Raw genomic sequence first — 23,437 nt, 5'->3', positions numbered from 1 at the left:
TTAACCTTCTATCTCTTCTACGATTTCTTGATCGACATAAATTGCGTCACCATCTTCTTCTAATACCGCTGCATCTATTTTATCAAACGACCAGTCATTAATAGTTTCCAATGCTCCGTTAACCATCAGACCTAAATCACGGCACAGTGCGTCCACCTCTTTACGAGTCCATTTATCTTTTCGTATCAAGCTTTCAAACAAAGCATAATGCTGTTTATCAATTCCGATTTCTTCTTCTATAGTAATGCTGTCAGTATTTGAGTCATCAGATTCGCTTGTAGCCTCATATTCCACGAATATTGCGCCCAACATGCTTTGTACATCTTTTGTTTCTGATTCATGAATTGCTAGCATACTTTCATTCAACTGGAATGAAGCAGGAGCTAACGAAGTTATCTCTGCTTCCAAGTTTGAAGGTCGTAAACCAACTTTACTTGATGACATTCTATGAATGTCTCCAGTAACAAGGGCTTTATCAAGACCTAACAAGGTATAGAGTTTTTCAAGCTGTTTGATTTCTTTTGGATCTATTTTTCCATCGGCCATTGCCACACCCACAAGTATGCGGCTAACCGCTGCTTTTTCTGTTTTATCTAATGTTTCTAGTCTGGCTTTCAAGCCTATAATATTTGAAGGTGTATTTAACCTCCATACTAAGTAGGCATGCAGTGATTGTTTTTCGGTAGGTGAGAGATTGCTATTGTGATCAATGAGCTGAGTTAATATGTTTAATTCTGATTGATCAATATGAGAATCAATAGTGGCAACCATTGCCCCTAAACGGAGTGCCATACCAACTTCGGTATAAGCCTTAGATGGTTCAAAGTATTTACCATGTCTTTCAGAAAAAAGAACCAGTTTTCCATCTGTGCTCGACTTGGCATGATGGTAACGAGTATCAGGGGCGATGCCATAACCGGCTTTTTGAGCAAGATTCTGAATTAATTCAGCTTCTTTTTTATTGATTTTGGAAGGTAAAGGCGATTTTGTATATGCCCAGAATTCTTCAACATCAACCAACCCATTCTTTGTCGAAATGGCATCATCTGCCCATTCTTTAAACTTCCCTAATCCTAGAGTAGATTCCAAATCATCAAAATTATCCGGCAATAACAATATGGCTTCAATATCTGTTCGTGAAGTATCTGGTTTGGCAAGATACCTACTATAAGCATCTAATTCTGCTGTACATTCATCAGCAATTGCAATCAGCTTATTAACAGGACCTTTTAAATTACTTGGGTTTGGAAGATCCTCTTGAGGTAAGGATATACCACGCAGAGAGGAACTAGCGGGATGATACTCGATCTTTAACCGTGTTTTATTAGGTTTGACAATAATGCCGTCCCCATATTTCTTACGATAGAGGCATGTAAAAATCTGGTTGAATTCATAGACACAACGTCGTGCCGGTTTCTTTAGATTATAATCTGGGTAAAACCGAATCCATGCCAATGCCAGTTCAGCGGAAATAGGCTTCTCATCATTAACCGTAGTGGCAAGTCGATGTTTAAATAACAGAGAATCCCTTTGTGGTATTTTCTCAAGATCAGGATACGATACTACGTGAGGGCGTAGGAGACACATGATTTCCAATAGTGACATGGAATAATTTGAAAAAGAACGACTACTGCCATAAATAGCTTTTAATCGTAGTACTTCGTCAAACAACGTTTTAAATTCTGAATCATCCACTGCTTGTTTAATTGAGTCAACAGTAATGCGTCTTTCAATGCCATAGAAATAAATAAATACATAACCCAAGGGTGTCTCGGGATCACTTCTATTCCCTGATATCCAATTGAGAAAAGCACCACGTTCTTTAGGGGTAAGAGATATAAATTTAGGCCAATAGCTTAAACTTTCATTTTCAAATGTGTGTGGTTTGTTTTCAATTTTTAGTGAATCATCAATTAATGAGGCCTCTATTCCATATCCATCTAATGAACTTAACTTTCCTCCAAAATAAAAATTACCACCAATAATTGTTTGTCCCTTAATGGTGATGGATTCACCGGATTTTATCCATTTCCCCGGTGTTTTATTCTTGCTTATTTCCTCTTCCTCGCCATATGAAATACTGAAGGTAGCCAGATTGTCATCATCATGAAATCCGATTTCATTTTCGGAACTTAGGCTATTCGTCTTCTGAACTTGCTGTTTTGTGGACGTTGTCATTCCTTTGACGACGTAATAAAAAATCACTACACCTCCTATTAATAACGAAAATTCCATATTTACCTCAGTTCTTATTTTTTGGGGATTGCATAGCCGTTGCAGCTGCTGTATAACTATTTATTAACACACATTATATGCATTTATCATCTAAAATCCTTAATAAACAAACATTTGTTATAATTAATATATGTTATATCTAAAGATAGTTGAAAGTCGTATAAAAGGGGCTCTTATTTTTTTATAAATGTTGATTCTCGTATAAAGATCAACAACCTGTAGGTTTTGGAGAATATTCCACAATTCAACTCTATTTGGAACATTCATACAGTTACTAAAATCTGTTCCAAAAATAAGAGGTTTTTGGATTATTTCCAAACCTAAATCCGCCAGTTACTAAGTTTGGTGGCGGTGTCGATGAGATACTGTATGATATTTCCGCTACACCTATCTCTAATTATATATCACTTAAACAAAGACGCAAGAAATGATTTTTCCTCTTTAGGTTTGTACGCTTTTGTTCTTTCATCTACAAAATTAGGGTCACCTTTTTCAAACTGATCCTGAGAAACTCTTTTTATGCTCTTTTGTGGTTTATCTTTCTTGACAAAACCATTACTTACGGTTCCGGTCGCTCCATGAGGGATACACATAACATCCTCCTTTTTTATATTAGGTACATTATGACACAAGAAAAATTAATTGTCTGTAACCTCTATCACATAATATATTTTTATAATTATGTGCTAAAATCTGATAAAACATAAAGGTTTTAATAATGCAAGAATTCGATTTTTTTGATAAACTTGAAGAGAAGAGTAAAGAGAAACTTTTAGCAGCATCTACATTTATAGAAGTTCCGTCTGGAATGAAACTTTATTCACAAGGTGATATTTGTGCTGATATACTTTTTTTAACAAAAGGTCGTGTTCGAGTTAGTAGACAACATGAAAATGGACAAAGTGTTCTACTCTACTATTTTGAGCAAGGTGAGCAGTGTAATGTAAACTTTACAAGTTCATATAATAGTGCCCCCGCTGTTGGTACTGCCATAGCTGAGACAGATTTGGAAGGCTTTGATGTACCTGTTGGACTCATTGCAGAGTTATTTGTTGAAGATAAGGAATTTCAGAGATATGTGTTTGACCAATATGTTAAACGACTCGATAGTATGGCATCTCTCATAGAAGAGATTCGCTTTTCTAGTTTGGACACTCGCCTTTTACAATGGCTACTTTCACAAGATGAAAAATCAATTCATATTTCACATGAAGAGATAGGTGATATTTTGGGAACATCTCGTGAAGTAGTCAGTAGACTTTTAAAAGGTTTTGAAAAAAATGGTATTGTAAAACTTTCTCGCCGCTTAATAGAGATCTGCTAAGCTGCGTGAGAGGCTCACTATTTATCCTTAGATATTTTTATTAATGCATCAATAATAACTTTTGGCTCCATGCGTACCTTATAATCTGAATCCGCTTGCATAGCTCTAACTATTCCTTTAGAATCTATAACGAAACTGCCAGGTATTGGTAGTGCAGTATGGTTTTTACCATTAAAAGCTTCTATATCAAGACCATTATTTTTATATATATCTAAAAGTTCTTTAGATAATTCAAAATAGAGTTTGTACTCTTTCATAACTGAGTTATCCAAATCACTTAGTACTTCAAAAGGATAATCATCTTTTTTGATTTGCTCTACTGATTTGTCTGGTGTTTGAGGTGTTATAGTGATTAACTGTGCCCCATACTTTCTAAATTCTCCTAAACTTTCTTGCAGTACATGTAAGTGCATATTACAAAATGGGCACCATGCTCCACGATAAAAGACGAGAACAACAGGACCTTTTTTAAGTTCAGTTTGTAGGATAACTTCTTCTCCAAAGGCATTTTTCAAGCTAAAATCTGGAGCTTTTTGACCAACTTGGATTCCTGGATTTGGAAGAGATTCAGCCAAATCTTTAGCAGCTTTTTTCATTGTTTCTTTCTCCTCTGCAGAAAACTTTGATGGAGTACTATTCATCTTCTGCATTAGTGTGTTAAATGACTTTTGATAGCTACCAACTTCCTGGGATGCAGTTAGTGTACTAACTAGCATTGAAAATATAATTATAATTGTGTTACGCATAAATTTATCCTTCAATCTATTAATGATTCTTTAAAATATCTATCTACATTCATATATGTTTTACCGGTATGGTCTTTAAATATAAGATGACTTTTGTTTAGTTTTGATATATGGTTTACTCCAATAACTGCTAATAGTTGGCGAACACCTGCCAACAGTTGTCCATGATAAGAGGCAATATTTTGTGCTTTTTGCTCAACTAAGAATGAAGCTCTTTTTTTCTTATCTTGCGTTGCAAGTCCTACAGGACAACTTCTGCCATGAGCACCTGAACATTCTCTTGCTCTAATACATCCAGCACTCATCATAAATGCTCTGGCTATGGCTATATAATCAGCACCAATTCCAAAAAGAACAACAGCATCATCTGGTGTGAGCACTTTTTCACTCGCAATGAGTTTGACTTTTTCTCGAACACCAACTCTTTTTAGTGTGCTATCTGCAATGTGAAGTGCTTTTGCAATAACCATTCCTACAGTCATCATCATCTCTAAAGGTGCAGCTCCGCTTCCACCATCACCTCCATCTACTGTAATAAAATCAGGATAAGCATTAGTACCTTTATCAATTCTTTTTTTAATTAGATTTGCATACTCATCAAATGACTCTTGTGAAGATATAACTATTTTAACTCCAACTGGTTTTTTGGAGAGCTTTTTTAATCTTCCTATAAAATCAAACAATTCTTCAAGAGTCTTGGCATGTGGAAACTGATTTGGAGAGAACAAATCTTTATATGGTTCAACTCCACGATAGTAGGCAACTGCTTCACTGACTTTAGAAGCTAAAAGTTTTCCACCAGTTTGCTTTGCTCCCTGAGCCATTTTAATCTCAGTCATTTTTGCAAAACTCATCGACTTTTTATAGCGCTCTTCATCAAACTTTCCATCTTTGTTGCGAACTCCATAAAGCCCACTGCCCATTTGAAAAATAATATCAGGAATATCTGATGGCACTACTTTTGGAAAATGTTCTAATGGAGCCTTCCAATTTACTCTGAAACATACTTTTTCCTCTTCATCAAACAAGTAACTCTCACTATCTACTGTATGTATTACCATATGTCTATAAACTCGTTGTGCAACAGCGCGATTAAGTAAAAACTTTAATAGAGTAAAGACAGTTTTTGCAAAAAAAGTTCCCTCTAAAACATCAAGGTACCAGTTATCTTTAGGATTATATTTATGCGTATATAAAAAGTTAGAGGTCAAACTGCCCTCTCCTGTATTTATAGGAAACTCATCAAGGTATGCTCCTTTGGAAAAAGCGCGAGTACCCTCAGGCGAGATTGCTCCATCACTCATAGCACTTCGTCCAAAGACCGACTTTGTTTTAAATGGGTTTACAGAATCTTCACCAAAGGTTACACTAAACTCATTACTGACATCTTCTGTATTTAAAACACAATTTGCATTTTTTATAGAAAGTCTTGCTGATTTTTGAGGTTGCCCTGGCGAAAAAGATGCGTAAGCAGATTTTCGCTCAGCTGAATCATAAACCCATTTTACCTTGTCAAAAGATTCATAAAATTTTTCATCTCCAAAATACTGACGCATTGGGTCACGAAGCAGGTAAAAAAAATAACGCATTCGCCCAATCAATGGGTAGTTTATAAGCAGTTGGTCTTCACGTTGAAAAAATTTATCATAAATAAATAATACAATAGAAACAACTATAAAGACAATAATTGCCGCTTTAAACAAAAAAACCAATATTGGGAAATCATAATTTCCCATATTGCTAGTAAAGTTAAGTAATGCTTCCATTACTTAACTTTTATCGCCAAAAATCAATCTATCAAGACTGAATTTTCCTGCTCCACTTGTTAAAAATATAAACAGAAATAACATGTAATAAAGTGGGATTTCAAAACCATTTTTCCCAGCTGAAAATCCATGTGGCAAATGTACCGTAACAATAGCTACAATCATAATAATGATTAAAGGTCCTGATATAAAACGAGTTAGTAGCCCAAGTGTAAGTAAAATCACGCCTGCTGCTTCTGTACTTGCTGCCATATATGCGTTTATTGTTGGAAATGGAATACCCATGGAACCAAACCACTGAGCAACTGAATCAATGTCACTCCATTTCATCATAGCGGGCTCATAAAAGCCATACGCAACTGCTAATCTAGCGAATAATAAAGAGAGAGATTTTCCATACTCGCTCAAACGAGAAAATTCCATATACATTTGTTTACATTTCATAATAGACCCCTTTAATTTATAAGAGCATAATAACAAATGTAAATACTAAAGTATGTAATACTTGTCACATAACAGCCATCTATGCTTACGATATAATGTAAATATATATAATAAAAGGGGTTTTCATGTTTGAAAAACACAGTTGTAACATGGGGACTACTGAATCTTATATTCGTATGGTTATTGCTACGGCACTTTTGTCATATGCTGTCATGAGCTCATCTATATTTCTTGCTATCATCAGCGTTATTATTTACTATACAGCTTTTACAAAATTTTGCTTTATGTATTATATATTTAAAATTAATGAAAAATTTAGCATTCAAAACTACTATCTTTCTCTTCTTCCAAAGTATAGAACATCTCCTGTCTTTATTTTTGATAGTAAAGGGCAAATACTTTTTAAAAACAGTGCCAGCGAAACTGAGCTAACTAACATTCACTCTATTGAAGATATTGAAGTTAAAGAGTACAAAGAAATCATCAAACAAGCTCAAGCAAAAACTTCTATTTTTGAGTGCAGTAATAAGTTTTACCAAATAGAACTTCAAGGCATAAAAAAAGAAGGTTTTTTACTTGTTTACTTTACTGATGTAACTGAAGTCATCGAGCTAAATGATGCTATAGAAGAGACACAGAGAGAAGTTATCTATGCCATGGGTGAAATAGGTGAAACACGTTCTAAAGAGACTGGAAACCATGTAAAACGCGTTGCACTTTATTCTAAAGAACTCGCACTTTTATACGGGCTTTCACATAAAGAGGCTGATTTGCTGCAAATGGCTAGTCCTATGCATGACATCGGTAAAGTGGGAATTCCTGATGCTGTTTTAAATGCTCCTAGAAAATTGGATAAAAACGAATGGGTCATTATGCAAACACATGCGCAGTTGGGTTATGAGATGCTTAAAAGTTCAAACAAACCCATACTTAAAGCTGCTGCAACAGTAGCTCATGAACATCATGAAAAATGGGATGGTTCTGGTTATCCAAGAGGAGTTATTGGTGAAAATATTCATATATTTGGACGAATCACCGCTATTGCAGATGTCTTTGACGCACTTGGAAGTGAGCGCATTTATAAAAAAGCTTGGAAGTTGGATGATATTTTAGAGCTTTTCAAAAAAGAGAGTGGCAAACATTTTGAGCCAAAATTAGTAACACTTTTTATTGATAATTTAGATAAATTTTTAGAAATAAGGGATAAACATAATGATTAATATGAATCATTTCAAAATATATTGTGAGATTGTAGTATCTCCAAGTGTGATAAATAGAGCGTTAAAGGTTTCACTCATTGTCGGAACAACTTTAAATCTTATAAACCAAGGAGAAGCACTTATTGCATTAGAGATAGCAAATCTCAGTTTTATAAAGCTCACTCTCACTTACCTTGTGCCTTATGGCGTAACGACATATACGGCAACAGCTATGAAAGTAGAGTTTCAGATTGGGACGAAAGCTATTGTTGAAACAGATTTAAAATGTAAAAAATGCGGATGTGAAATCCATGTTAAAGAAAATGAACTCATACCGGAATGTCCTACATGTGGAATCAACACACGCTGGAAACTAAAATAAGGAATATATATGTTATTTGGAATTAGACTTAAAGAGAATGAGCAACTTGTTAAAAACGAAGTGATTGAAGAGTTTCAAAGAAAAGAAAAATTGCTTGAGCATATACTTGAGCAAAATTCGTTTGATATTGCGAACACTATTTATACCAATGCACAAAGAGTAAATGATTCGTCTAAAAATCGTTTAGGCAGTATTGAAAATACACGAAGTATGGTAGATGGATTTATATCACAATCTATAGAGATTAAAGATATAACACAAAAGTCTTATGAAATCGCAGATAAAACACTCATCTCTACAGCACAAAGTGGTGAACATATTAATCGTCTTTCAGATACTCTGCAACAGAATCATGAACTGACAAATGAATTTCAAACACAAATATCAGAACTTAATGAAAAGATAAATGGTATCAGCAACTTAGTTAATTCTATTAAAGATATTGCTGACCAGACAAATTTACTAGCTTTAAATGCAGCAATTGAAGCCGCTCGCGCAGGTGAACATGGAAGAGGCTTTGCAGTTGTAGCAGATGAAGTGAGAAAACTAGCAGATAATACAAATAAAGCAGCCGACCAAGTTCAGCTAGAGATGCGCCTTATCATGGGTATATCAAATGATGTGTTAGAGCGACAAAAAGGAATGCTCGATGGAATTCAAAGCAGTGTTTCTTTGGCTGAAGAGACCGTAAATATACTTAATGGTCTTGGATTCAATGCTACTGAGAACAAAAAAGAGGTATCCATCGCTTTAAGTTGTATTGATACACAGCTAAAAGATTCAGAAACTATTCAAGGTGATATGAATCAATTGGTGGAAGATACAAAACAGGCGATAGAAGGCTCTAGTAAAAATGTAGCCTTGGCAAAAGAGCTGATGTCAAATCTAAAGTACTAATATGAAGTTTTTACTGACCCTGTTTATATGCTCAACTCTTCTTTTTTCTGCTAATGCTGAACTAGAAATACTCGGATCAGGAGGACCTGAAATTGATGGCAGAGCAAGTACCTCTTATCTGCTTTGGATTAATGGAGAGGCAAAACTTTTAGTAGATATGGGAAGTGGTTCTATGCTTCGCTTTGAGGAGAGTGGTGCCAAACTAGAAACTCTTGATGCTACTGTTTTAACCCATTTGCATATTGACCATAGTGTAGATTTGCCCGCCTTTGTTAAAGCTGGTTTTTTTAGTTCTCGAAGTGAGTCATTAGAAGTTATTGCACCAGAGGGAAATAAATTTTTTCCTTCAATTACAGAATTTTTAAATAATCTGTTTGGAAAAAATGGAGCATATCGTTATATGAATGACATACTCTCTTCGCAAAGTGACTCATTTCAAATCATCCCTTTCGAAATAAAACAACAAGGCATAATCACTAAACGATACAAAGATTTTACTTTAAAACTCATCAGTGTGCATCATGGAATTGTACCGGCACTTGCACTTAGAATTGATGTAGGTTCAAAAAGTATAGTTATAAGTGGTGATACAAACAATGAAAATTATAAGCTAGATAAGATAGCAAAAAATGCAGACCTTTTCATAGCGCATCATGCCATCCCAGAACATGCAGGAAAATTCGCCAAAGATTTACATATGAATCCTTCAATTATTGCGAATGTAGCACACAAAGCAGATGTTAAAAAAATTGTTCTCTCACATAGAATGAACAGAACAGCTGGACATGAAAAGGAAAGCTTAAACATTATTAAAAATATTTTTAAAGGTGAAGTTATTTTTGCAGAAGATAGGATGAAATTTAAACTTTAATTGCTTGTAACAGAGAAATATAGCTTTAGGCTGTTCTCTACTACAAGTACTTGCAGTGATTGTTATTTATTTGCACCACATTTTGCAGCTTTCTTCTCAGCTCCACATTTTGCGGCTTTCATTTCAGCTTTCTTCTCAGCACCACATTTCGCTGATTTTACTGCAGCTTTTTTCTCAGCACCACATTTGGCAACGGCTTTAACAGGCTTTTCCATCGAACTTCCACATTTGCCAGCACCACATTTTGCACTTTCTGCACTCACAGATGTTACACCTAGTCCTGTAAATAGAACTGCGCCAAATAAAAGTGCTGTTAGGTTTAATTTTCTCATTTTATATCCTTATATTTTAAATTAAGAAAAGTATAACATAAGTCACTGAGCAATTCATGTGATATATGTTACACTTCACAACATAAACAGTTGTAAGGATATGGAATGTTCCTTATAAACTAGACAGTTGCTAAACCTGTAACATTTGGAACTATCTAAAATATGAGCTATTTATAATTGACAAGTAGCTCATATAATGATACGATTAGAAAACTAATCAGCTCATGAGGTAAAAATGAAAAAGAAACAACTATGGATTTGGCAACATCCCAATTATCCAAAATTTAATTATAACCTTCGTGAGCTTCTTCCTAAAATCACACAAATATCTCAGAGTATAGGTCAAGTAAAAGCATTAATCACGCTTCTTGATAAAGATACTCAAACCAACATTAAGATAGATCTTTTTACAAGCGAGATTGTTTCCACTTCTGCAATAGAGGGGGAACATCTTCAAAGAGAGAGTGTAAGATCTTCAATAAGAAAAAAACTAGATGCAACATTTGACAAAGTATATGACAAGTCTACCCATCACACTGACTCTCTCGCGGATATTTTAATGGATACCATACTCAACACAACGCCACTAGAATTAGAGCGTTTACATAAATGGCATATTTCACTTCTTTCCCAGACTCCAAGCCGTTTTACTAAAATCAAACTGGGAGTGTTTCGTGATTATGATGACATGCAAATTGTCTCAGGCGTAATTGGAAAAGAAAAAGTACATTTCGTAGGAGTGCCTGCTAAGAGAATAGATAATGATGTGGATGCTTTGTTGAAGTATATTAATACAAGCGATGACGATATCTATATTAAAAGCGCGATAGCACATTTATGGTTTGTAACTACTCACCCTTATGATGACGGCAATGGCAGAATGGCAAGAATCATAAGTGATTACATAATCTCAAAAGATTTTGGGATAGAATATAAATATTTTTCTATCTCTAGTGCAATAGCAAAGGATCGTAAAAATTATTATGACAAATTAGAGATGTCTCAAAACTTGATAGACAATCCAGATTTAGATTGTACAGCTTGGGTATCATGGTATTTAGATAGATTTAACGACTCACTTCAAGAGACACTTGATGCAATCAACAGAGTTATACAAAAAACAAAGTTTTGGGATAAGGTGCGTCAAATTACTTTAAATCAGCGCCAATTAAAAGTGCTAAGCAAGTTATTAGAGTATAACGAAGGAGAATTTCAAGGCGGGCTTACTACAAAAAAATATGTTGCAATGACCAAAACATCTTTGGCAACAGCAAAAAGAGATATACAAGAGCTTGTGAAATTGGGTTGTTTACATCAGATTGAAGGTACTCAAGGAAGAAATATCAGATATGATATTGTCTATTAAATAGGGGACATTCCATTTCCAACTAAAATCTATACAAGTATAGTAACTTTTTATTGCGAACTATGAGTTCGTATGCTAAAATATTTTTACTTTTAATAAGGATTATTTATGGCTGTAACTTCTTTAACTCATAGACTCGTTGGTATCATTGACTACCTAAGTACTGGTAATATCATTAATGTTACAGATTTATCTAAGGAGTTTTCAATATCACAACGACAGATACAAAAAGACATAGAACTGTTTAAAGATATTTATGAAATTGAGAGTCTCGGTAATCAAAACTACCGAATTAAAGATGGATTTAGAGTACATAGTGCCAGTAATGACAACCTTGATATCGCCCTAGCCTTGCTAAAAAGCTTACAACATAGTGCTATGCCACAGATGAATCGCTATATTGACCCTTCTATACCAGAAATCAAAGAGTATAAAAATATGTTTATTTTAGACATAGCCTATGAAGATATAACACATACAGATGAATTTTATAAATTAATAAAAGCTATTAAAAGTCAAGAAAGTTGTTCATTCTATTATACAAAGAAAGATGGTTCATCAAAACAAGTTTATGTTCATCCATATCGACTAGCTAACTTCTCTAACTTTTGGTATTTATTAGCATATGATGTAGAATCTAAAAAGTTAAAAAGTTACCATATGAATAGTATTGATAAAGTAGTGTTTGCAGGTGAAAATTACATTAGTAATATTGCAGTAGAAAAAGAGATTGAAGATACGTTTGCTAAATTTAATTCAGTATGGTTTGATGGAAATCCTAAAAATGTTAATTTATAGGTTATTGGTAATGCAAAACTATACATACAAAGAAATTTTCCAAAACAAGCCACTCTGATTAAAGAGACTGATTCCACGCTATTGATTCAACTTCATTATTATAATTCTGCTGAAGTTCTTTCATTTGTGAAACAGTGGCTACCAGAAGTTAGAATTCTAAACAATAATGTAATTAAAGCTGAACTCAAAAATATCCTTCAAAAGTCATTGAAAGATTTATAAAAAGCAATCACAGCTCTTTTTGATATAATTCTAGTAACTTTAAAATAAATCCCTACCTAGTAATAAAAAATATTTAAGAAGTAGGGATTTAAAAACTCTTAGAAACACTTATTATAGGTGTATATAGAGAATTAATAAATGATATTAATAGATTGATGGGGTAAGTCGTGAAAATCTCTTTGACGAGCAAATATTACGAAGTAATGTTTAGCTACAAAAGAAAAAGATTTACTCGAAAAAGGAAACAAATGACACAAGAAGAATATAAAATATATATAGATAATGTAATCAGAAGAGTTGAGACGGCTAGGCTTAGAGTTAGTGACTATCACATAGTAAAAGTAGTAGCTATTAGCAAGTACTCCACTTCTGATGAGATTGCAAAACTTTATAACATCGGGCAAAGAGCTTTTGGTGAGAACAAGGTTCAAGACTTAAAGCTGAAAGCTGAAAAACTTGAAGAGCTGCCATTAGAGTGGCATTTTGTAGGTAACTTACAAAAAAACAAGATAAATAACCTACTTGATATCAACCCTACTTTATTTCATGCACTTGATTCTATAGATTTAGCACATGAACTACAGAAAAAACTTGAAGCTAAAGATATGATTCTAGATGTACTACTTCAAATAAATTCTGCAAAAGAAGAGTCAAAGCATGGTTTTATGCCTGAAGATGCAGCATATGCATATTCACAGATTAAAAAAGAGTGTCCAAATATCAACCTAAAAGGGGTTATGAGTATTGGTGCTCATAGTGATAATAGAGATATTATCAAAAAGAGTTTTGAAACTACTTATGAAATTTACAAAAACTTAGATGGAGCAACTATTTGTTCTATGGGGATGAGTGGTGATTTTGAACTTGCTATAGAGTGTGGCTCTAACATGGTTAGACTCGGCTCGGTTATGTTTAATAAATAATATTATTGACATTAAATGAGCACTCTAAAGTTGACTCTTTAGAGTTGCCCTTGTTTAACAAATAACTACTTCATTACTTTTCTAGCGTTAATCGGCTGAATAGGTCTGTTGTTAGCGTGATCGTGAAATAAGTGAATAAACTCTTTTACTTGAGATTTTGAGATAGTTGTATAATTTTTAAGAACTAACCATCTAACACCTTCCGAACATGGTGGTGTAGTTAAAGAACCGCTAAATCTGTAATAATCTTTACTTGTCGGTAAAAGTGTATTCACTTCTTTAGCAGAGATACTAATAGCATTTTTTCCACCAGCATTATGAGGCATTTTTGCCCATACTTTTTTAATAAATGGATTCTCAGTACCATCTTCAAACATTAGAGCTACAACAGCTAAAGAACCCTCTTTTGTAGCGTGAACAAAGTGCCCTTCAAGAGGAAAGTTTTTACCATTAATCTGATTTTCACTTGGTGTGTGAAAGTGAAACTGAATAAGTGGAAATTTTATTCCATCTATAGTTATGCTACTACCCTTATCAAAGTTAACCTGAATAGTATGACCATTGTTTATTACAGAAGAGATTCCAGTAGAGTAATCAAAACCAATCTTCTCTAAGTTTGAAGATTCAATCGTAACCGCAGAAGTGATGTTTATTGGAGACTGAGTTTTACCATCTTTACAAAGAGAATAGTCACTAGATAAATTCCCCCAGTTTTTAGGTGCCTCATGTCCTGTATAACCCCAATGAGTACCATTTCCACCTGCTAAAAGTGTACTAGCTAATAGTGTAGCTGTAACACTACCTGCTAATAATTTACTTAATTTCATATAACTACCTTTTAAAATATTTTTTTTCGGTAGGTATTATAACTTATTTTAATAAACCATTTTATAAAATTAGTATAAATTTCAAATAATATCTAGAAAAAATCTAACATAGTTAGACTTCGCTCTAGATGTTCAATAAAAAAGATAGATTTACCAGCCTCTAACTATTTTGTGACATGCAATACAGTTAGATGTAAGCTCACCATATTCTCTTGTTGCATCTGTGTAGTTTTCAGCTGCAATAGCTTTTTTAAGTCCCTTAATATTTTTATCTAAATTACTATTTATATTATGAGTCACTTGGATTTTATTGTTATGCTTAATAAAAAGAGCAACATCTACATTTGCAAAGATAGCATTCGCTTTTTCTAATACTTCAATACCATCAGCAATATCTTTTTTGTTGCTATATAAAAACCCAGCTTGAATCTGATTCATTCCCTGTGTCATTAAACTCATTGTCGCATTAATAGTAGTCTCACTTGCTAGTGCTAGTACTGAACTTGCAACTAAAGCCAAAATCGTTTTCTTCATATATATCTCCGTGTGTTTTTATTATATAGGATAATAATACACTTTTATTTATTATATGATTATAAATTAATTTTATAATTTATGTTATACTTTATAAAGTAGACTTTAGAATCACTATTCTATTTTTTTTCATCTTCGTAGAGAAGCAAGAGTAAATACCTTGTTTATATGTTCATACTCTATCTATCGCTTCGTCGTTTAAACCTCACAGCATTACTTACAGGATTAGCAATTATCTGTTGCTGATACTCTATCATCCGCTCAAATGGATTCAAAAACTCCTCTATATCATTTTTTTTTATCTTCTCTATTTCATACTTATTTAACAATTCCAATACACTAAGAGTAGATTCTATGGTTGAGAGACAAAACTCAGCAGGTTGCTGTTTTATCTTAAACTGTGACAATTTTGTAGAATCAAAACTCATATGTCTAAGAGATTGAAGGTTTTTAGATTCTCTTAGCATCTTCACTGAACAAGACCATGTAGAGTCTATAATAAATATCGCCATATCTCTTTTAGTGTGTGGATTCGTGCTACTGATATTTAGAGCATCTTTGGATGGATATAAGACATAACTATCGTATGATTCTATAATCTCGTTTATTTTTTGATGGTTACTAAAGTCTACGCCAACAAATAGTTCTGAGTTCTCTAGAGCTAAATGAGTAAGATGTCCTGTACCATTTTTTACTTTTTTAAATTCTTTTGGATGCATTAGTATGATAAACTTTGTTTTCGTCTTGACATTGTGAATGTACTCACACATACATGAACTCTTAGGTCTGTAACACTTATAGCATTTTTCTCTATCTCCAAAATATGTCTTCAAGCTCCACTCATCGTGCGAAGAGGTGCAATAAGCGGTGTAAAAAAGACTAGTCTATCATTCCAGTTACTAAGAGCTTTTGATGAGTTCTTAAAAACTAAGCCTTCGTGTTCTAACTCCTCAATTGTATCACTATCTTTTACTTTTATTTTCTTTGCTATTTTCATAAATTCTTTGTTTGAAAATCCGTAAGTATATGAATATATTTGTGAGTCACTGGCTTGAATCATTGCATTTAAATATCTTTTATCTTTTAGCGCAAACTGCACTAATTTTAAATTATTTCTTTCATATACGATATCATAACGTTGTACATTATTAAAAATATACATTACAGTATATAATCCACGCTCTACAAACTCGAAGTTTAAAGATGTTCTAGCGTCTTCATAAAAAAGAACCCTTCCATTTTCATCTTCTAGCTTGTATATAGTGACAAAAAGGTCTTTAAAATTTAAAAAGCTTGAATCAATATTTTTGTTTGCAAGTAACAAGTCACTAGAGTTATACTTCAAAACAAGTTCTTTATCTTTGTTTAGCTTTAAAGAGCTTGTACTACATCCTACTAAGATAATAAGAGTTAAAAAGATTAAAATTAGATTTTTCATAACTTTATTATACTACAATTGCACTTATTAAAATGCTAAAAAGTAAGGGTTTCTCTTGTCAAAAAACTATGATCTTATCGTTGTCGGAGCTGGTGCAGCGGGAATGATAGCTGCCATAAGAGCTGCAAGAGATGCTAAAAGCGTACTTTTACTAGAAAAACTATCACAAATAGGTGCAAAGCTCAAAGCAACAGGTGGTGGTCGCTGTAATCTAACAAACACACTATCAAATGAAGATTTTATGGCAAAGTTTGGAAGAGATGGTCGCTTTATGCAAGATGCTCTAAATAATTTTAATCATAAAAATCTTATAGAGTTTTTTAAAGATATTGGTGTTGAAACTCATGCACCTGATGGCTTTAGAGTATTTCCAACTTCACATAGCTCTGCTACAATTATCTCAGGCTTAACAGAGGAGATGCAAAGAGTCGGTATTGATGTTTTATGCTCACAAAAAGTAGAAAAAATACTTAGCGAAGAAAATCAAATAACTGGTATACAAACATCAACTGAGACATTTTTAGCTCCTTGTGTTATCATAGCAACTGGAGGTCTAGGCTATCCTGTTTTAGGTGCTGAGGGAGATGGTTACTCTCTTGCATCTGAGCTTGGGCACAAAACTACTGAGCTACATCCTGCAATGATGCCACTTCGCACTAAAGAAGAGTGGGTTCAAAATTGCCGTGCAGATACAATAGCAAAAGCTGAACTTAGAGTTGACATGAAAAAGCATAAAAAATTAAAAGCTTCAGGTGATCTTATCTTCACAAAAAGTGGAATTCGAGGTCCTGTAGTTTTGGACTTCGCAAGAGAGATAACACCACTTATTAGTAAATATGGTGAAGTTCCAATTTTACTAAACCTTACAAAGGGAATGAACGAGGAGCAAATTACAAAGCATCTAAAAGAAGAGGCTCTTAAAAACCAAGATGCAACTATGCATGAACTTATATCTACCCTACTTCCAACTCCTCTTGCCTTAGAGTTATGTCTACTTAGCGAAGTTGGCCCAGATGCAAAACTAAAAACCACCTCCGGAGGGGCAAGAGCAAAACTTATAAACTATCTTGCATGGACACCACTAACTATTACGGGGCATGATGGCTTTAAAATGGCAATGATTACACGAGGTGGAATTGTATTAAAAGAGATAGATCCTAAAACAATGCAGAGTAAGATTATAGATGGATTGTACTTTTGTGGAGAAGTTATGAATCTAGACGGACCATGCGGAGGATATAACCTCCAATGGTCATTTGCTAGCGGTTATCTAGCAGGAGAATTAAAAAACTAACGATACTACTTTTTTAGAACTTTTTTTACAAGCTTTTTAGCAGCTTTTTTGTTAGCAGGCTTTTTCTTTGCAACTGTTTTTGCTACACTTTTTGCTACAGACTTTGCATCTTTTTTCTTAACAATATTCTTCTTTACAGCTTTCTTTGTTGCTTTTGCTACAACTTTTTTTACAGCTTTTTTCTTTAGTTCTTTTGCCATTGGTGGATCCTTTTAGGGTTATTTTATGACTTATTACTTACTTTTAGTAATAAATTATAGTGATTATACACTTTATATATATTAATGTCAACAAATTTGCTATAATTATGGTTACAAAAAGATTACAAAGAATTATTATGACATTTATAGATTTTAAAAAATTGCTTCTAGATGCGGAAATTAGCTTACCAAAGTTTAGTAAACTTATAAAAGTAAGCGAAAAAAATATTCAGTCTTATAAACAAAAAGGCGAAGTACCAAATACAATAGCTGTTATCGTTACGTGTTTTGCAAGTATGCATAAAGAGGGTATGGATTTTCGCTTAATTATTGAAGCCTTAGAGCTTCAAGCCAAGGTAAAAAAAGGTGCAGGTTTTGCCAAAAAGAAGAAACCTACTACTACGTCTTGAACTGCTCAAGCTTATTTGTTAATGCCTGAGTAAGTCCATTTAAGTGCTCAGATGCAGATGCTATTTCCTCTACACTTATTGCATTTTCTGTTGAAATAGAGTTTATTTCATTAATTCTTTTAGAAATAGAGCTTATCCCTTCACCCGTATTCTCAAAATCTTTTACAGTTTTATCACTTACATTTGTTGCATTATTTACAATTTCTGTTGTTTTATTTATTTTATTTTCAACTTCTATAGATATATTTACTAACTCATTCATCTGCTTTGAGTTTTTTTCCATATGTTCACTTGCAGAGCTGCTTGATTGAACAATAATATTTATAGTAGCATTTATCTCAGTCAATGTTTTTTGTGTTCTCTCAGCCAATTTTCTAACTTCATCTGCAACAACGGCAAATCCACGACCATGTTCACCTGCACGAGCAGCTTCAATAGCAGCGTTTAGTGCAAGTAGATTTGTTTGATCAGCAATATCAGATATAACAGTTAAAACATCTTTTACCTGGTCCATATCTTTTGCAAGATTTTCTATATTAGTAGCAAGTTCAGCTTCTCCCTCTGCACTACGTTGAACTATTGTAGTTAAAACTACAATCTCATCTCTGGCTTCACCAAGCATACCGTTCGCTTCTATCATCTTTTCTTTATTTTGTTTAGAATCATCTATAAAGTGCATAATCGAATCTGTTATCTTACTTGTTTTATCTGTAGCTTCATTAATAATTACAACTGATGACTCAACATTTCTTCCTACTTGAAGTGAACTTGTTGATAGTTCATGAGATATTGAAGAATTTTCTGTAGAACTCTTTTTAGCATCTTTTATAACATCTCTTAACTCATGAAACATTTTATTTAGATTTTGAGCCAATATACTAATCTCACTTTTTCCATCTACTTCAATCTCACAAGAGACATCTCTGTTTTTTGTAATAATATCTATTGATTTGGAAATTTTTTCTATTTGTGTATTTATACTTCTTGAAATAATATATGAAAATAATCCAACTAATACCAACAATAGAATAAAGCTTGTAATCATAATTGTATGTATGCTATTTCTTTTTTCATTTAAAATCAAATCTGTAGTTGTTAAAAGTTCATTTATCAAAACATCTGATTTATGAATAGTAGATCTCAACTCACCCAAGGCACTATCTTTAGGCGTAAGACCCATTTTTTTATAACCATTAACTAAGCCATAAAAATCTTTTTTATAATCATTTAAAAAAGTAATGATTTTATCATGGTTTAATAAATTAGTCTTCTTAGCATCTTTTAAAAACACAGCTATACTTTTATCAAACTTTTTAAGATATTTAAGATCACTTCTTAACATAAAATCTTTTTCTGCACGACGTAACATCAACATATCTGCTTGCAGTTTATAGTTAGACTCATTTTTAAGTAAATCCTCTAAGTTATGAACACTAGCTCTTAGTGAACCATAAAGACCATCTTTTGGATGCAAACCAATAGTTTTTTGAAGAGATACCAAGTGATTGAAATTATTAGAATATAGATCTACAATATCTTGAAGAGATACTAATGTTTTTTTTTCAATATTATGCTTTTCAAACTCAGCAGAAGCTTTTTTTATATCTAGAACAAGTTGCTGGTAATTTTTATGAAATTTTTCTTGATATTTTAAATTTTTTCTAGAAAGAAAATCTTTTTCATTACGACGTAGGTTAAGTATTGTAGTCTCAATAGTTTTAATTTCATACTTTATTTGTGATAATTCATCCATATCTGTTAAAGACAAGTAAGAAAAGACACTTAAAAAAAGAAATGAAAGCATAGACATTCCAGTGAGAGCTATAAGACGTGCCTTGAGGGTATTTAACAAAAACATTTAGATTCCTTTAGTATAAAAAGTATATCTATGATATTAAACTTTATATTAAATAATAATTAAAAAATATATGAAATTGCAATATTTCAAAGACATATTTGAGATATTTTAAAGACTATAGTTAGGAATAAAAGTAACGAATAGAAGCAAACCCATAAGCTCCACTCTCTTGTATCATTTTAATTTGTTCTTTTTCAACTATCCCACCAAGAGCAAAAACTTTTATCTCAGATATTTTTAAAAGCTCTTTTAAATCTTCTATACCTTTTGGTTCACCCTTGTCTGGAGATGCAAAGATAGGACTATATGTAACTGCGTCTGCTCCAAGAGACTGAGCTTTTAAGACTTCATCATGGGTATGAGTGCTTATGATTACTTCTAACCCAAGCTCTTTTGCTTTTTTTATCTCATCAAACTGAGTTGATATTAAATGCACACCATTTGCACCTAGTTTTTTTGCCAGTTTTACATCCATGTGTATAAAACTTTTAATATTTTCAAACTGCCTACACACTTCGACAAAATGAGGTGCTTGAATGTCGTAGTTTGGATTTGATTTATCTCTGTACAGAGCGTATGTTGGAGTATGTTTTATAAACTGTTCATGCACGACGTTACGAAAGATTGCAGGCGTATCTGTATAGAACTCTCTTGAGGTTATAAGATACTTCTGCATACTTATCTCAAAAGAGGATTTGCGTTTGCTTTAGCAGGAGCTACAAAGTCAACTTTTTTAGCTTCTCCTCCACTTATATATCTCTCGTAAACTCCATCCATATGGTAAGCTAAACGATTTAGTAAGTAGAGTTCATTAGCGTTATACTTCTTCTGCGACTCTGCTATAAAGTTTTGTAAGAACTCTATACTATCTTTTTCATCATCAAACTCTATACTCTTAACAATTGCCATAATCTCATCATACTCTTCATTACAAGAATTTAAAAAATCATATGCAAGGTCTATAGTCTTCATAGTATCCAACGCCGTAGAGAAGTTAAAATGGTTATAAAGCAAACAACCTACAAAATACTCAATATCTGAACTTTCAAACTCAGAATATTGCTTTTCCTCATCACCAAAATGCTTATGCCAAATTTCTAAAATTTTTTCTGTTTTTTTATTCATAAGGAATTATACCCTATAGCAATTAATAGAGCTTTTAGTGACACATAAGTGACAGATTTTATTATGAGTGTTTAAATCATCTTCTATTAAACTTCTCATTACTAATTTAAAGGGACGTTGTTATGGTTGAAAATATTTTAAAGAGAGACGGTACACACAAAGAGTTTTTATCTTACAAGATTGAAGATGCAATTAAAAAGGCTTTTAAGAGTGAACATGTTATTTATGACAGTTCTATATTTTTCAATGTTCTAGATCGTCTTAAAAACAAACGTGTTGTAGCTGTTGAAGATATTCAAGATGCCATAGAAAAAGAGTTGTACAAAGGAAGATATTTTGATGTAATGCGCTCTTTCATTCTTTATAGACATATGCATAAGATGCAAAGAGATAGTATGCTTGAGCTTGACACAACATACATCAACTCAACTCAAACTATAGAAGAGTATATTAGTAAAAGTGACTGGAGAATCAAAGCAAACTCTAACACTGGTTACTCAAATGCTGGTCTTGTAAACAACACGGCTGGAAAGGTAATAGCAAACTATTGGTTAGATAAAATCTACTCAAAAGAAGAAGGTCATGCTCATAGAGATGGTGACTATCATATTCATGACTTAGACTGTCTTACAGGTTATTGTGCAGGTTGGAGTCTTCGTGTACTTTTAGATGAAGGTTTTAACGGAGTTCGTGGTCGTGTAGAGAGTGACGCTCCTAAGCATTTCCGCGAAGCTCTTGGACAGATGGCTAACTTTCTTGGCATCTTACAGAGTGAGTGGGCAGGTGCTCAAGCATTTTCATCGTTTGACACTTACTTAGCTCCTTACGTTTTTCGTGATAAGTTACCATATAAAGAGATTAAAAAAGCTATTAGAAGTTTTATCTACAACTTAAATGTTCCTGCTCGTTGGGGTCAGTCACCTTTTACAAATGTAACTATTGACTGGACTGTACCAGAAGATTTAAAAGATCAAACTCCAACTTCAAAACAGTTACATCTATTTAAAAATCTTTTAGATAGTGAACTTGAAGCTGAGGCTAAAGAGAGAGGCTGTAACTCACTAGAAGAGATGACTTACAAATATTTTCAACCAGAGATGAACCAAATAAACAAAGCTTACTATGAAATTATGACAGAGGGAGATAAAACAGGACAACCTTTTACTTTTCCTATTCCTACTGTAAATATTACAGAAGATTTTGATTGGTATGGTGAAAACACTGATATTCTTTTTGAAAATACAGCCAAAATTGGTTCTTCATACTTTCAAAACTTTATAGGTTCTCAGTACAAAAGAGATGCAGATGGCAACTTAGTAGAAAATGAAGAGGCTTATAAACCGGGACATGTAAGAAGTATGTGTTGTAGACTCCAACTTGACTTAAGAGAACTCCTTAAGCGAGGAGGAGGTCTTTTTGGAAGTGCTGAGATGACTGGGAGTATTGGCGTTGTTACATTAAATATGGCAAGACTTGGTTTTCTTTACAAGGGAGACAAAGAAGCTCTTATGGTTCGTATTGATCAGTTAATGGAACATGCGAAAAATACTTTAGAGAAAAAACGTGTTTTCATCCAAGAGATGTATGATAGAGGGCTTTTCCCATACACTAAGAGATACTTACCAGGTTTTAAAAACCACTTTTCAACTATTGGTGTAAACGGAATCAATGAGATGATAAGAAATTTTACATCAGATGCTTATGATGTTAGTTCAGAAGAGGGAATCGAGTTTGCAACTGAGCTTTTAAACCATATGAGAGATAGAATGGTTGAGTTTCAAGAAGATACTGGAAACCTTTACAACCTTGAAGCTACACCTGCAGAAGGAACGACATATAGATTTGCAAAAGAAGATAAGAAAAGATATGGGGATTCTATACTTCAAGCTGGTATGGGCGAAAACATCTACTATACAAACTCTTCTCAAATCCCTGTTGATTTGACTAATGATCCTTTTGAAGCACTAACACTTCAAGATGATTTGCAGTGTAAATACACAGGAGGAACAGTTCTGCATCTATACATGCAAGAACAAATAAGCTCAACAGAAGCGTGTAGAAAGTTAGTTAAAAATGTTATTTCAAACTTTAGACTTCCTTACATAACAGTAACTCCACTCTTCTCAGTATGTCCAAAACACGGATATATTGCAGGAGAGCATGAGTTCTGCCCGAGATGTGATGATGAACTGATTCACGAACAAGAAAATTTAAAATTAGAAATTTCGTAAATTTAAACCAAAACA

The 23,437-nt window shown here is 33.3% G+C and carries 24 protein-coding genes and 2 pseudogenes; 12 read left to right on the top strand and 14 right to left on the bottom strand.

Going from position 1 to position 23,437, the window contains the following annotated elements:
* Together ACLHDE_RS05905 and ACLHDE_RS05900 are read right to left on the bottom strand one after the other, a co-directional pair.
* On the bottom strand, positions 1–2,235 hold the full coding sequence (locus ACLHDE_RS05905) for a TerB N-terminal domain-containing protein (protein ID WP_415398281.1): 2,235 nt from the start codon (positions 2,233–2,235) through the stop codon (positions 1–3).
* A gap of 404 nt (positions 2,236–2,639) precedes the next feature.
* Positions 2,640–2,828, bottom strand: a complete 189-nt coding sequence (locus ACLHDE_RS05900) for a hypothetical protein (protein ID WP_415398280.1) — start codon at positions 2,826–2,828, stop codon at positions 2,640–2,642.
* A gap of 125 nt (positions 2,829–2,953) precedes the next feature.
* Between ACLHDE_RS05900 and ACLHDE_RS05895 the strand changes: the two genes are divergently transcribed.
* Positions 2,954–3,559, top strand: a complete 606-nt coding sequence (locus ACLHDE_RS05895; RefSeq protein WP_415398279.1) for a Crp/Fnr family transcriptional regulator — start codon at positions 2,954–2,956, stop codon at positions 3,557–3,559.
* A gap of 17 nt (positions 3,560–3,576) precedes the next feature.
* On the opposite strand, the gene ACLHDE_RS05890 is transcribed toward ACLHDE_RS05895, so the two are convergent.
* From ACLHDE_RS05890 to ACLHDE_RS05880, 3 genes are read right to left on the bottom strand one after another with little or no spacing between them, the layout of a single operon-like run.
* Positions 3,577–4,305 carry a peroxiredoxin-like family protein gene (locus ACLHDE_RS05890; protein WP_415398278.1) on the bottom strand — a complete coding sequence of 243 codons (729 nt, stop codon included), beginning with the start codon at positions 4,303–4,305 and terminating at the stop codon, positions 3,577–3,579.
* An 11-nt stretch (positions 4,306–4,316) separates the two neighbouring features.
* Positions 4,317–6,071: a glutamate synthase-related protein gene (locus ACLHDE_RS05885; protein ID WP_415398277.1), complete on the bottom strand. Its 1,755-nt coding sequence runs from the start codon at positions 6,069–6,071 to the stop codon at positions 4,317–4,319.
* Positions 6,072–6,074: 3 nt separating this feature from the next.
* Entirely contained in the window at positions 6,075–6,515 is a 441-nt protein-coding gene (locus ACLHDE_RS05880) for a DoxX family protein (RefSeq protein ID WP_415398276.1), read from the bottom strand.
* Positions 6,516–6,640: 125 nt separating this feature from the next.
* Between ACLHDE_RS05880 and ACLHDE_RS05875 the strand changes: the two are divergent.
* From ACLHDE_RS05875 to ACLHDE_RS05855, 5 genes and pseudogenes are all read left to right on the top strand, one after another.
* Positions 6,641–6,766, top strand: a pseudogene (locus ACLHDE_RS05875) (YgaP-like transmembrane domain); the annotation flags it as partial.
* A gap of 339 nt (positions 6,767–7,105) precedes the next feature.
* Positions 7,106–7,735: pseudogene (locus ACLHDE_RS05870) on the top strand (HD-GYP domain-containing protein); the annotation flags it as partial.
* A gap of 1 nt (position 7,736) precedes the next feature.
* Positions 7,737–8,096: a nitrate/nitrite transporter NrtS gene (nrtS, locus tag ACLHDE_RS05865; protein ID WP_415398275.1), complete on the top strand. Its 360-nt coding sequence runs from the start codon at positions 7,737–7,739 to the stop codon at positions 8,094–8,096.
* A 9-nt stretch (positions 8,097–8,105) separates the two neighbouring features.
* On the top strand, positions 8,106–8,993 hold the full coding sequence (locus ACLHDE_RS05860) for a methyl-accepting chemotaxis protein (RefSeq protein ID WP_415398274.1): 888 nt from the start codon (positions 8,106–8,108) through the stop codon (positions 8,991–8,993).
* A 1-nt stretch (position 8,994) separates the two neighbouring features.
* On the top strand, positions 8,995–9,864 hold the full coding sequence (locus ACLHDE_RS05855) for an MBL fold metallo-hydrolase (RefSeq protein WP_415398273.1): 870 nt from the start codon (positions 8,995–8,997) through the stop codon (positions 9,862–9,864).
* A gap of 62 nt (positions 9,865–9,926) precedes the next feature.
* Here the strand turns inward: ACLHDE_RS05855 and ACLHDE_RS05850 are convergent, their stop codons facing one another.
* Complete coding sequence (locus tag ACLHDE_RS05850; RefSeq protein WP_415398272.1) at positions 9,927–10,196, bottom strand: hypothetical protein; 270 nt, start codon at positions 10,194–10,196, stop codon at positions 9,927–9,929.
* Between the two features lie 235 nt (positions 10,197–10,431).
* On the opposite strand from ACLHDE_RS05850, the gene ACLHDE_RS05845 reads away from it, so the two are divergent.
* The 3 genes from ACLHDE_RS05845 to ACLHDE_RS05835 all read left to right on the top strand — a co-directional run bounded on the left by ACLHDE_RS05845 (position 10,432) and on the right by ACLHDE_RS05835 (position 13,505).
* On the top strand, positions 10,432–11,562 hold the full coding sequence (locus ACLHDE_RS05845; protein ID WP_415398271.1) for a Fic family protein: 1,131 nt from the start codon (positions 10,432–10,434) through the stop codon (positions 11,560–11,562).
* Positions 11,563–11,670: 108 nt separating this feature from the next.
* Positions 11,671–12,360: a helix-turn-helix transcriptional regulator gene (locus ACLHDE_RS05840; RefSeq protein ID WP_415398270.1), complete on the top strand. Its 690-nt coding sequence runs from the start codon at positions 11,671–11,673 to the stop codon at positions 12,358–12,360.
* Positions 12,361–12,830: 470 nt separating this feature from the next.
* The gene (locus ACLHDE_RS05835) at positions 12,831–13,505 is read left to right on the top strand and encodes a YggS family pyridoxal phosphate-dependent enzyme (RefSeq protein ID WP_415398269.1); all 675 of its coding nucleotides are present in this window, start codon (positions 12,831–12,833) and stop codon (positions 13,503–13,505) included.
* A gap of 65 nt (positions 13,506–13,570) precedes the next feature.
* On the opposite strand, the gene ACLHDE_RS05830 is transcribed toward ACLHDE_RS05835, so the two are convergent.
* The 4 genes from ACLHDE_RS05830 to ACLHDE_RS05815 form a co-directional block, all read right to left on the bottom strand.
* The gene (locus ACLHDE_RS05830; RefSeq protein ID WP_415398268.1) at positions 13,571–14,332 is read right to left on the bottom strand and encodes a carbonic anhydrase; all 762 of its coding nucleotides are present in this window, start codon (positions 14,330–14,332) and stop codon (positions 13,571–13,573) included.
* A gap of 150 nt (positions 14,333–14,482) precedes the next feature.
* A complete protein-coding gene (locus tag ACLHDE_RS05825; protein ID WP_415398267.1) occupies positions 14,483–14,866 on the bottom strand; it encodes a cytochrome C in 384 nt (127 codons plus the stop codon).
* A gap of 179 nt (positions 14,867–15,045) precedes the next feature.
* Positions 15,046–15,636, bottom strand: a complete 591-nt coding sequence (locus ACLHDE_RS05820) for a tRNA-uridine aminocarboxypropyltransferase (RefSeq protein WP_415398266.1) — start codon at positions 15,634–15,636, stop codon at positions 15,046–15,048.
* A gap of 59 nt (positions 15,637–15,695) precedes the next feature.
* Positions 15,696–16,304 (bottom strand): hypothetical protein, encoded by a 609-nt coding sequence (locus ACLHDE_RS05815; protein ID WP_415398265.1) that lies wholly within the window; start codon positions 16,302–16,304, stop codon positions 15,696–15,698.
* Between the two features lie 55 nt (positions 16,305–16,359).
* Here ACLHDE_RS05815 and ACLHDE_RS05810 point away from each other — a divergent pair, with 55 nt between their 5' ends.
* Entirely contained in the window at positions 16,360–17,598 is a 1,239-nt protein-coding gene (locus ACLHDE_RS05810) for an NAD(P)/FAD-dependent oxidoreductase (protein WP_415398264.1), read from the top strand.
* Positions 17,599–17,603: 5 nt separating this feature from the next.
* Here ACLHDE_RS05810 and ACLHDE_RS05805 read toward each other — a convergent pair whose 3' ends face one another.
* Positions 17,604–17,798, bottom strand: coding sequence for a hypothetical protein (locus ACLHDE_RS05805; RefSeq protein ID WP_415398263.1), 195 nt, complete (start codon positions 17,796–17,798; stop codon positions 17,604–17,606).
* Between the two features lie 137 nt (positions 17,799–17,935).
* On the opposite strand from ACLHDE_RS05805, the gene ACLHDE_RS05800 reads away from it, so the two are divergent.
* A complete protein-coding gene (locus ACLHDE_RS05800; RefSeq protein ID WP_415398262.1) occupies positions 17,936–18,208 on the top strand; it encodes a hypothetical protein in 273 nt (90 codons plus the stop codon).
* Here the strand turns inward: ACLHDE_RS05800 and ACLHDE_RS05795 are convergent.
* From ACLHDE_RS05795 to ACLHDE_RS05785, 3 genes are all read right to left on the bottom strand, one after another.
* The gene (locus ACLHDE_RS05795; RefSeq protein ID WP_415398261.1) at positions 18,198–20,066 is read right to left on the bottom strand and encodes a methyl-accepting chemotaxis protein; all 1,869 of its coding nucleotides are present in this window, start codon (positions 20,064–20,066) and stop codon (positions 18,198–18,200) included. The two genes, ACLHDE_RS05800 and ACLHDE_RS05795, sit on opposite strands and share 11 nt — an antisense overlap.
* Positions 20,067–20,187: 121 nt before the next feature.
* Positions 20,188–20,742, bottom strand: coding sequence for a thiamine phosphate synthase (locus ACLHDE_RS05790; protein WP_415398260.1), 555 nt, complete (start codon positions 20,740–20,742; stop codon positions 20,188–20,190).
* A gap of 2 nt (positions 20,743–20,744) precedes the next feature.
* Positions 20,745–21,191 carry a hypothetical protein gene (locus tag ACLHDE_RS05785; protein ID WP_415398259.1) on the bottom strand — a complete coding sequence of 149 codons (447 nt, stop codon included), beginning with the start codon at positions 21,189–21,191 and terminating at the stop codon, positions 20,745–20,747.
* Positions 21,192–21,313: 122 nt separating this feature from the next.
* Between ACLHDE_RS05785 and ACLHDE_RS05780 the strand changes: the two genes are divergently transcribed.
* Positions 21,314–23,422 (top strand): ribonucleoside triphosphate reductase, encoded by a 2,109-nt coding sequence (locus tag ACLHDE_RS05780; protein WP_415398258.1) that lies wholly within the window; start codon positions 21,314–21,316, stop codon positions 23,420–23,422.
* Positions 23,423–23,437 lie beyond the last annotated feature (15 nt).

Origin of the sequence: Sulfurimonas iocasae, from assembly GCF_047716755.1 — a bacterium.
GTDB lineage: Bacteria > Campylobacterota > Campylobacteria > Campylobacterales > Sulfurimonadaceae > Sulfurimonas.
This window is presented reverse-complemented; position numbering and strand designations above follow the sequence as displayed.

What these genes read in the sequence shown, in the direction of transcription:
- ACLHDE_RS05905 (WP_415398281.1), bottom strand. Translation starts at nt 2,235, where the DNA reads ATGGAATTTTCGTTATTAATAGGAGGTGTAGTGATTTTTTATTACGTC.
- ACLHDE_RS05900 (WP_415398280.1), bottom strand. Translation starts at nt 2,828, where the DNA reads ATGTGTATCCCTCATGGAGCGACCGGAACCGTAAGTAATGGTTTTGTC.
- ACLHDE_RS05895 (WP_415398279.1), top strand. Translation starts at nt 2,954, where the DNA reads ATGCAAGAATTCGATTTTTTTGATAAACTTGAAGAGAAGAGTAAAGAG.
- ACLHDE_RS05890 (WP_415398278.1), bottom strand. Translation starts at nt 4,305, where the DNA reads ATGCGTAACACAATTATAATTATATTTTCAATGCTAGTTAGTACACTA.
- ACLHDE_RS05885 (WP_415398277.1), bottom strand. Translation starts at nt 6,071, where the DNA reads ATGGAAGCATTACTTAACTTTACTAGCAATATGGGAAATTATGATTTC.
- ACLHDE_RS05880 (WP_415398276.1), bottom strand. Translation starts at nt 6,515, where the DNA reads ATGAAATGTAAACAAATGTATATGGAATTTTCTCGTTTGAGCGAGTAT.
- nrtS (WP_415398275.1), top strand. Translation starts at nt 7,737, where the DNA reads ATGAATCATTTCAAAATATATTGTGAGATTGTAGTATCTCCAAGTGTG.
- ACLHDE_RS05860 (WP_415398274.1), top strand. Translation starts at nt 8,106, where the DNA reads ATGTTATTTGGAATTAGACTTAAAGAGAATGAGCAACTTGTTAAAAAC.
- ACLHDE_RS05855 (WP_415398273.1), top strand. Translation starts at nt 8,995, where the DNA reads ATGAAGTTTTTACTGACCCTGTTTATATGCTCAACTCTTCTTTTTTCT.
- ACLHDE_RS05850 (WP_415398272.1), bottom strand. Translation starts at nt 10,196, where the DNA reads ATGAGAAAATTAAACCTAACAGCACTTTTATTTGGCGCAGTTCTATTT.
- ACLHDE_RS05845 (WP_415398271.1), top strand. Translation starts at nt 10,432, where the DNA reads ATGAAAAAGAAACAACTATGGATTTGGCAACATCCCAATTATCCAAAA.
- ACLHDE_RS05840 (WP_415398270.1), top strand. Translation starts at nt 11,671, where the DNA reads ATGGCTGTAACTTCTTTAACTCATAGACTCGTTGGTATCATTGACTAC.
- ACLHDE_RS05835 (WP_415398269.1), top strand. Translation starts at nt 12,831, where the DNA reads ATGACACAAGAAGAATATAAAATATATATAGATAATGTAATCAGAAGA.
- ACLHDE_RS05830 (WP_415398268.1), bottom strand. Translation starts at nt 14,332, where the DNA reads ATGAAATTAAGTAAATTATTAGCAGGTAGTGTTACAGCTACACTATTA.
- ACLHDE_RS05825 (WP_415398267.1), bottom strand. Translation starts at nt 14,866, where the DNA reads ATGAAGAAAACGATTTTGGCTTTAGTTGCAAGTTCAGTACTAGCACTA.
- ACLHDE_RS05820 (WP_415398266.1), bottom strand. Translation starts at nt 15,636, where the DNA reads ATGTGTGAGTACATTCACAATGTCAAGACGAAAACAAAGTTTATCATA.
- ACLHDE_RS05815 (WP_415398265.1), bottom strand. Translation starts at nt 16,304, where the DNA reads ATGAAAAATCTAATTTTAATCTTTTTAACTCTTATTATCTTAGTAGGA.
- ACLHDE_RS05805 (WP_415398263.1), bottom strand. Translation starts at nt 17,798, where the DNA reads ATGGCAAAAGAACTAAAGAAAAAAGCTGTAAAAAAAGTTGTAGCAAAA.
- ACLHDE_RS05800 (WP_415398262.1), top strand. Translation starts at nt 17,936, where the DNA reads ATGACATTTATAGATTTTAAAAAATTGCTTCTAGATGCGGAAATTAGC.
- ACLHDE_RS05795 (WP_415398261.1), bottom strand. Translation starts at nt 20,066, where the DNA reads ATGTTTTTGTTAAATACCCTCAAGGCACGTCTTATAGCTCTCACTGGA.
- ACLHDE_RS05790 (WP_415398260.1), bottom strand. Translation starts at nt 20,742, where the DNA reads ATGCAGAAGTATCTTATAACCTCAAGAGAGTTCTATACAGATACGCCT.
- ACLHDE_RS05785 (WP_415398259.1), bottom strand. Translation starts at nt 21,191, where the DNA reads ATGAATAAAAAAACAGAAAAAATTTTAGAAATTTGGCATAAGCATTTT.
- ACLHDE_RS05780 (WP_415398258.1), top strand. Translation starts at nt 21,314, where the DNA reads ATGGTTGAAAATATTTTAAAGAGAGACGGTACACACAAAGAGTTTTTA.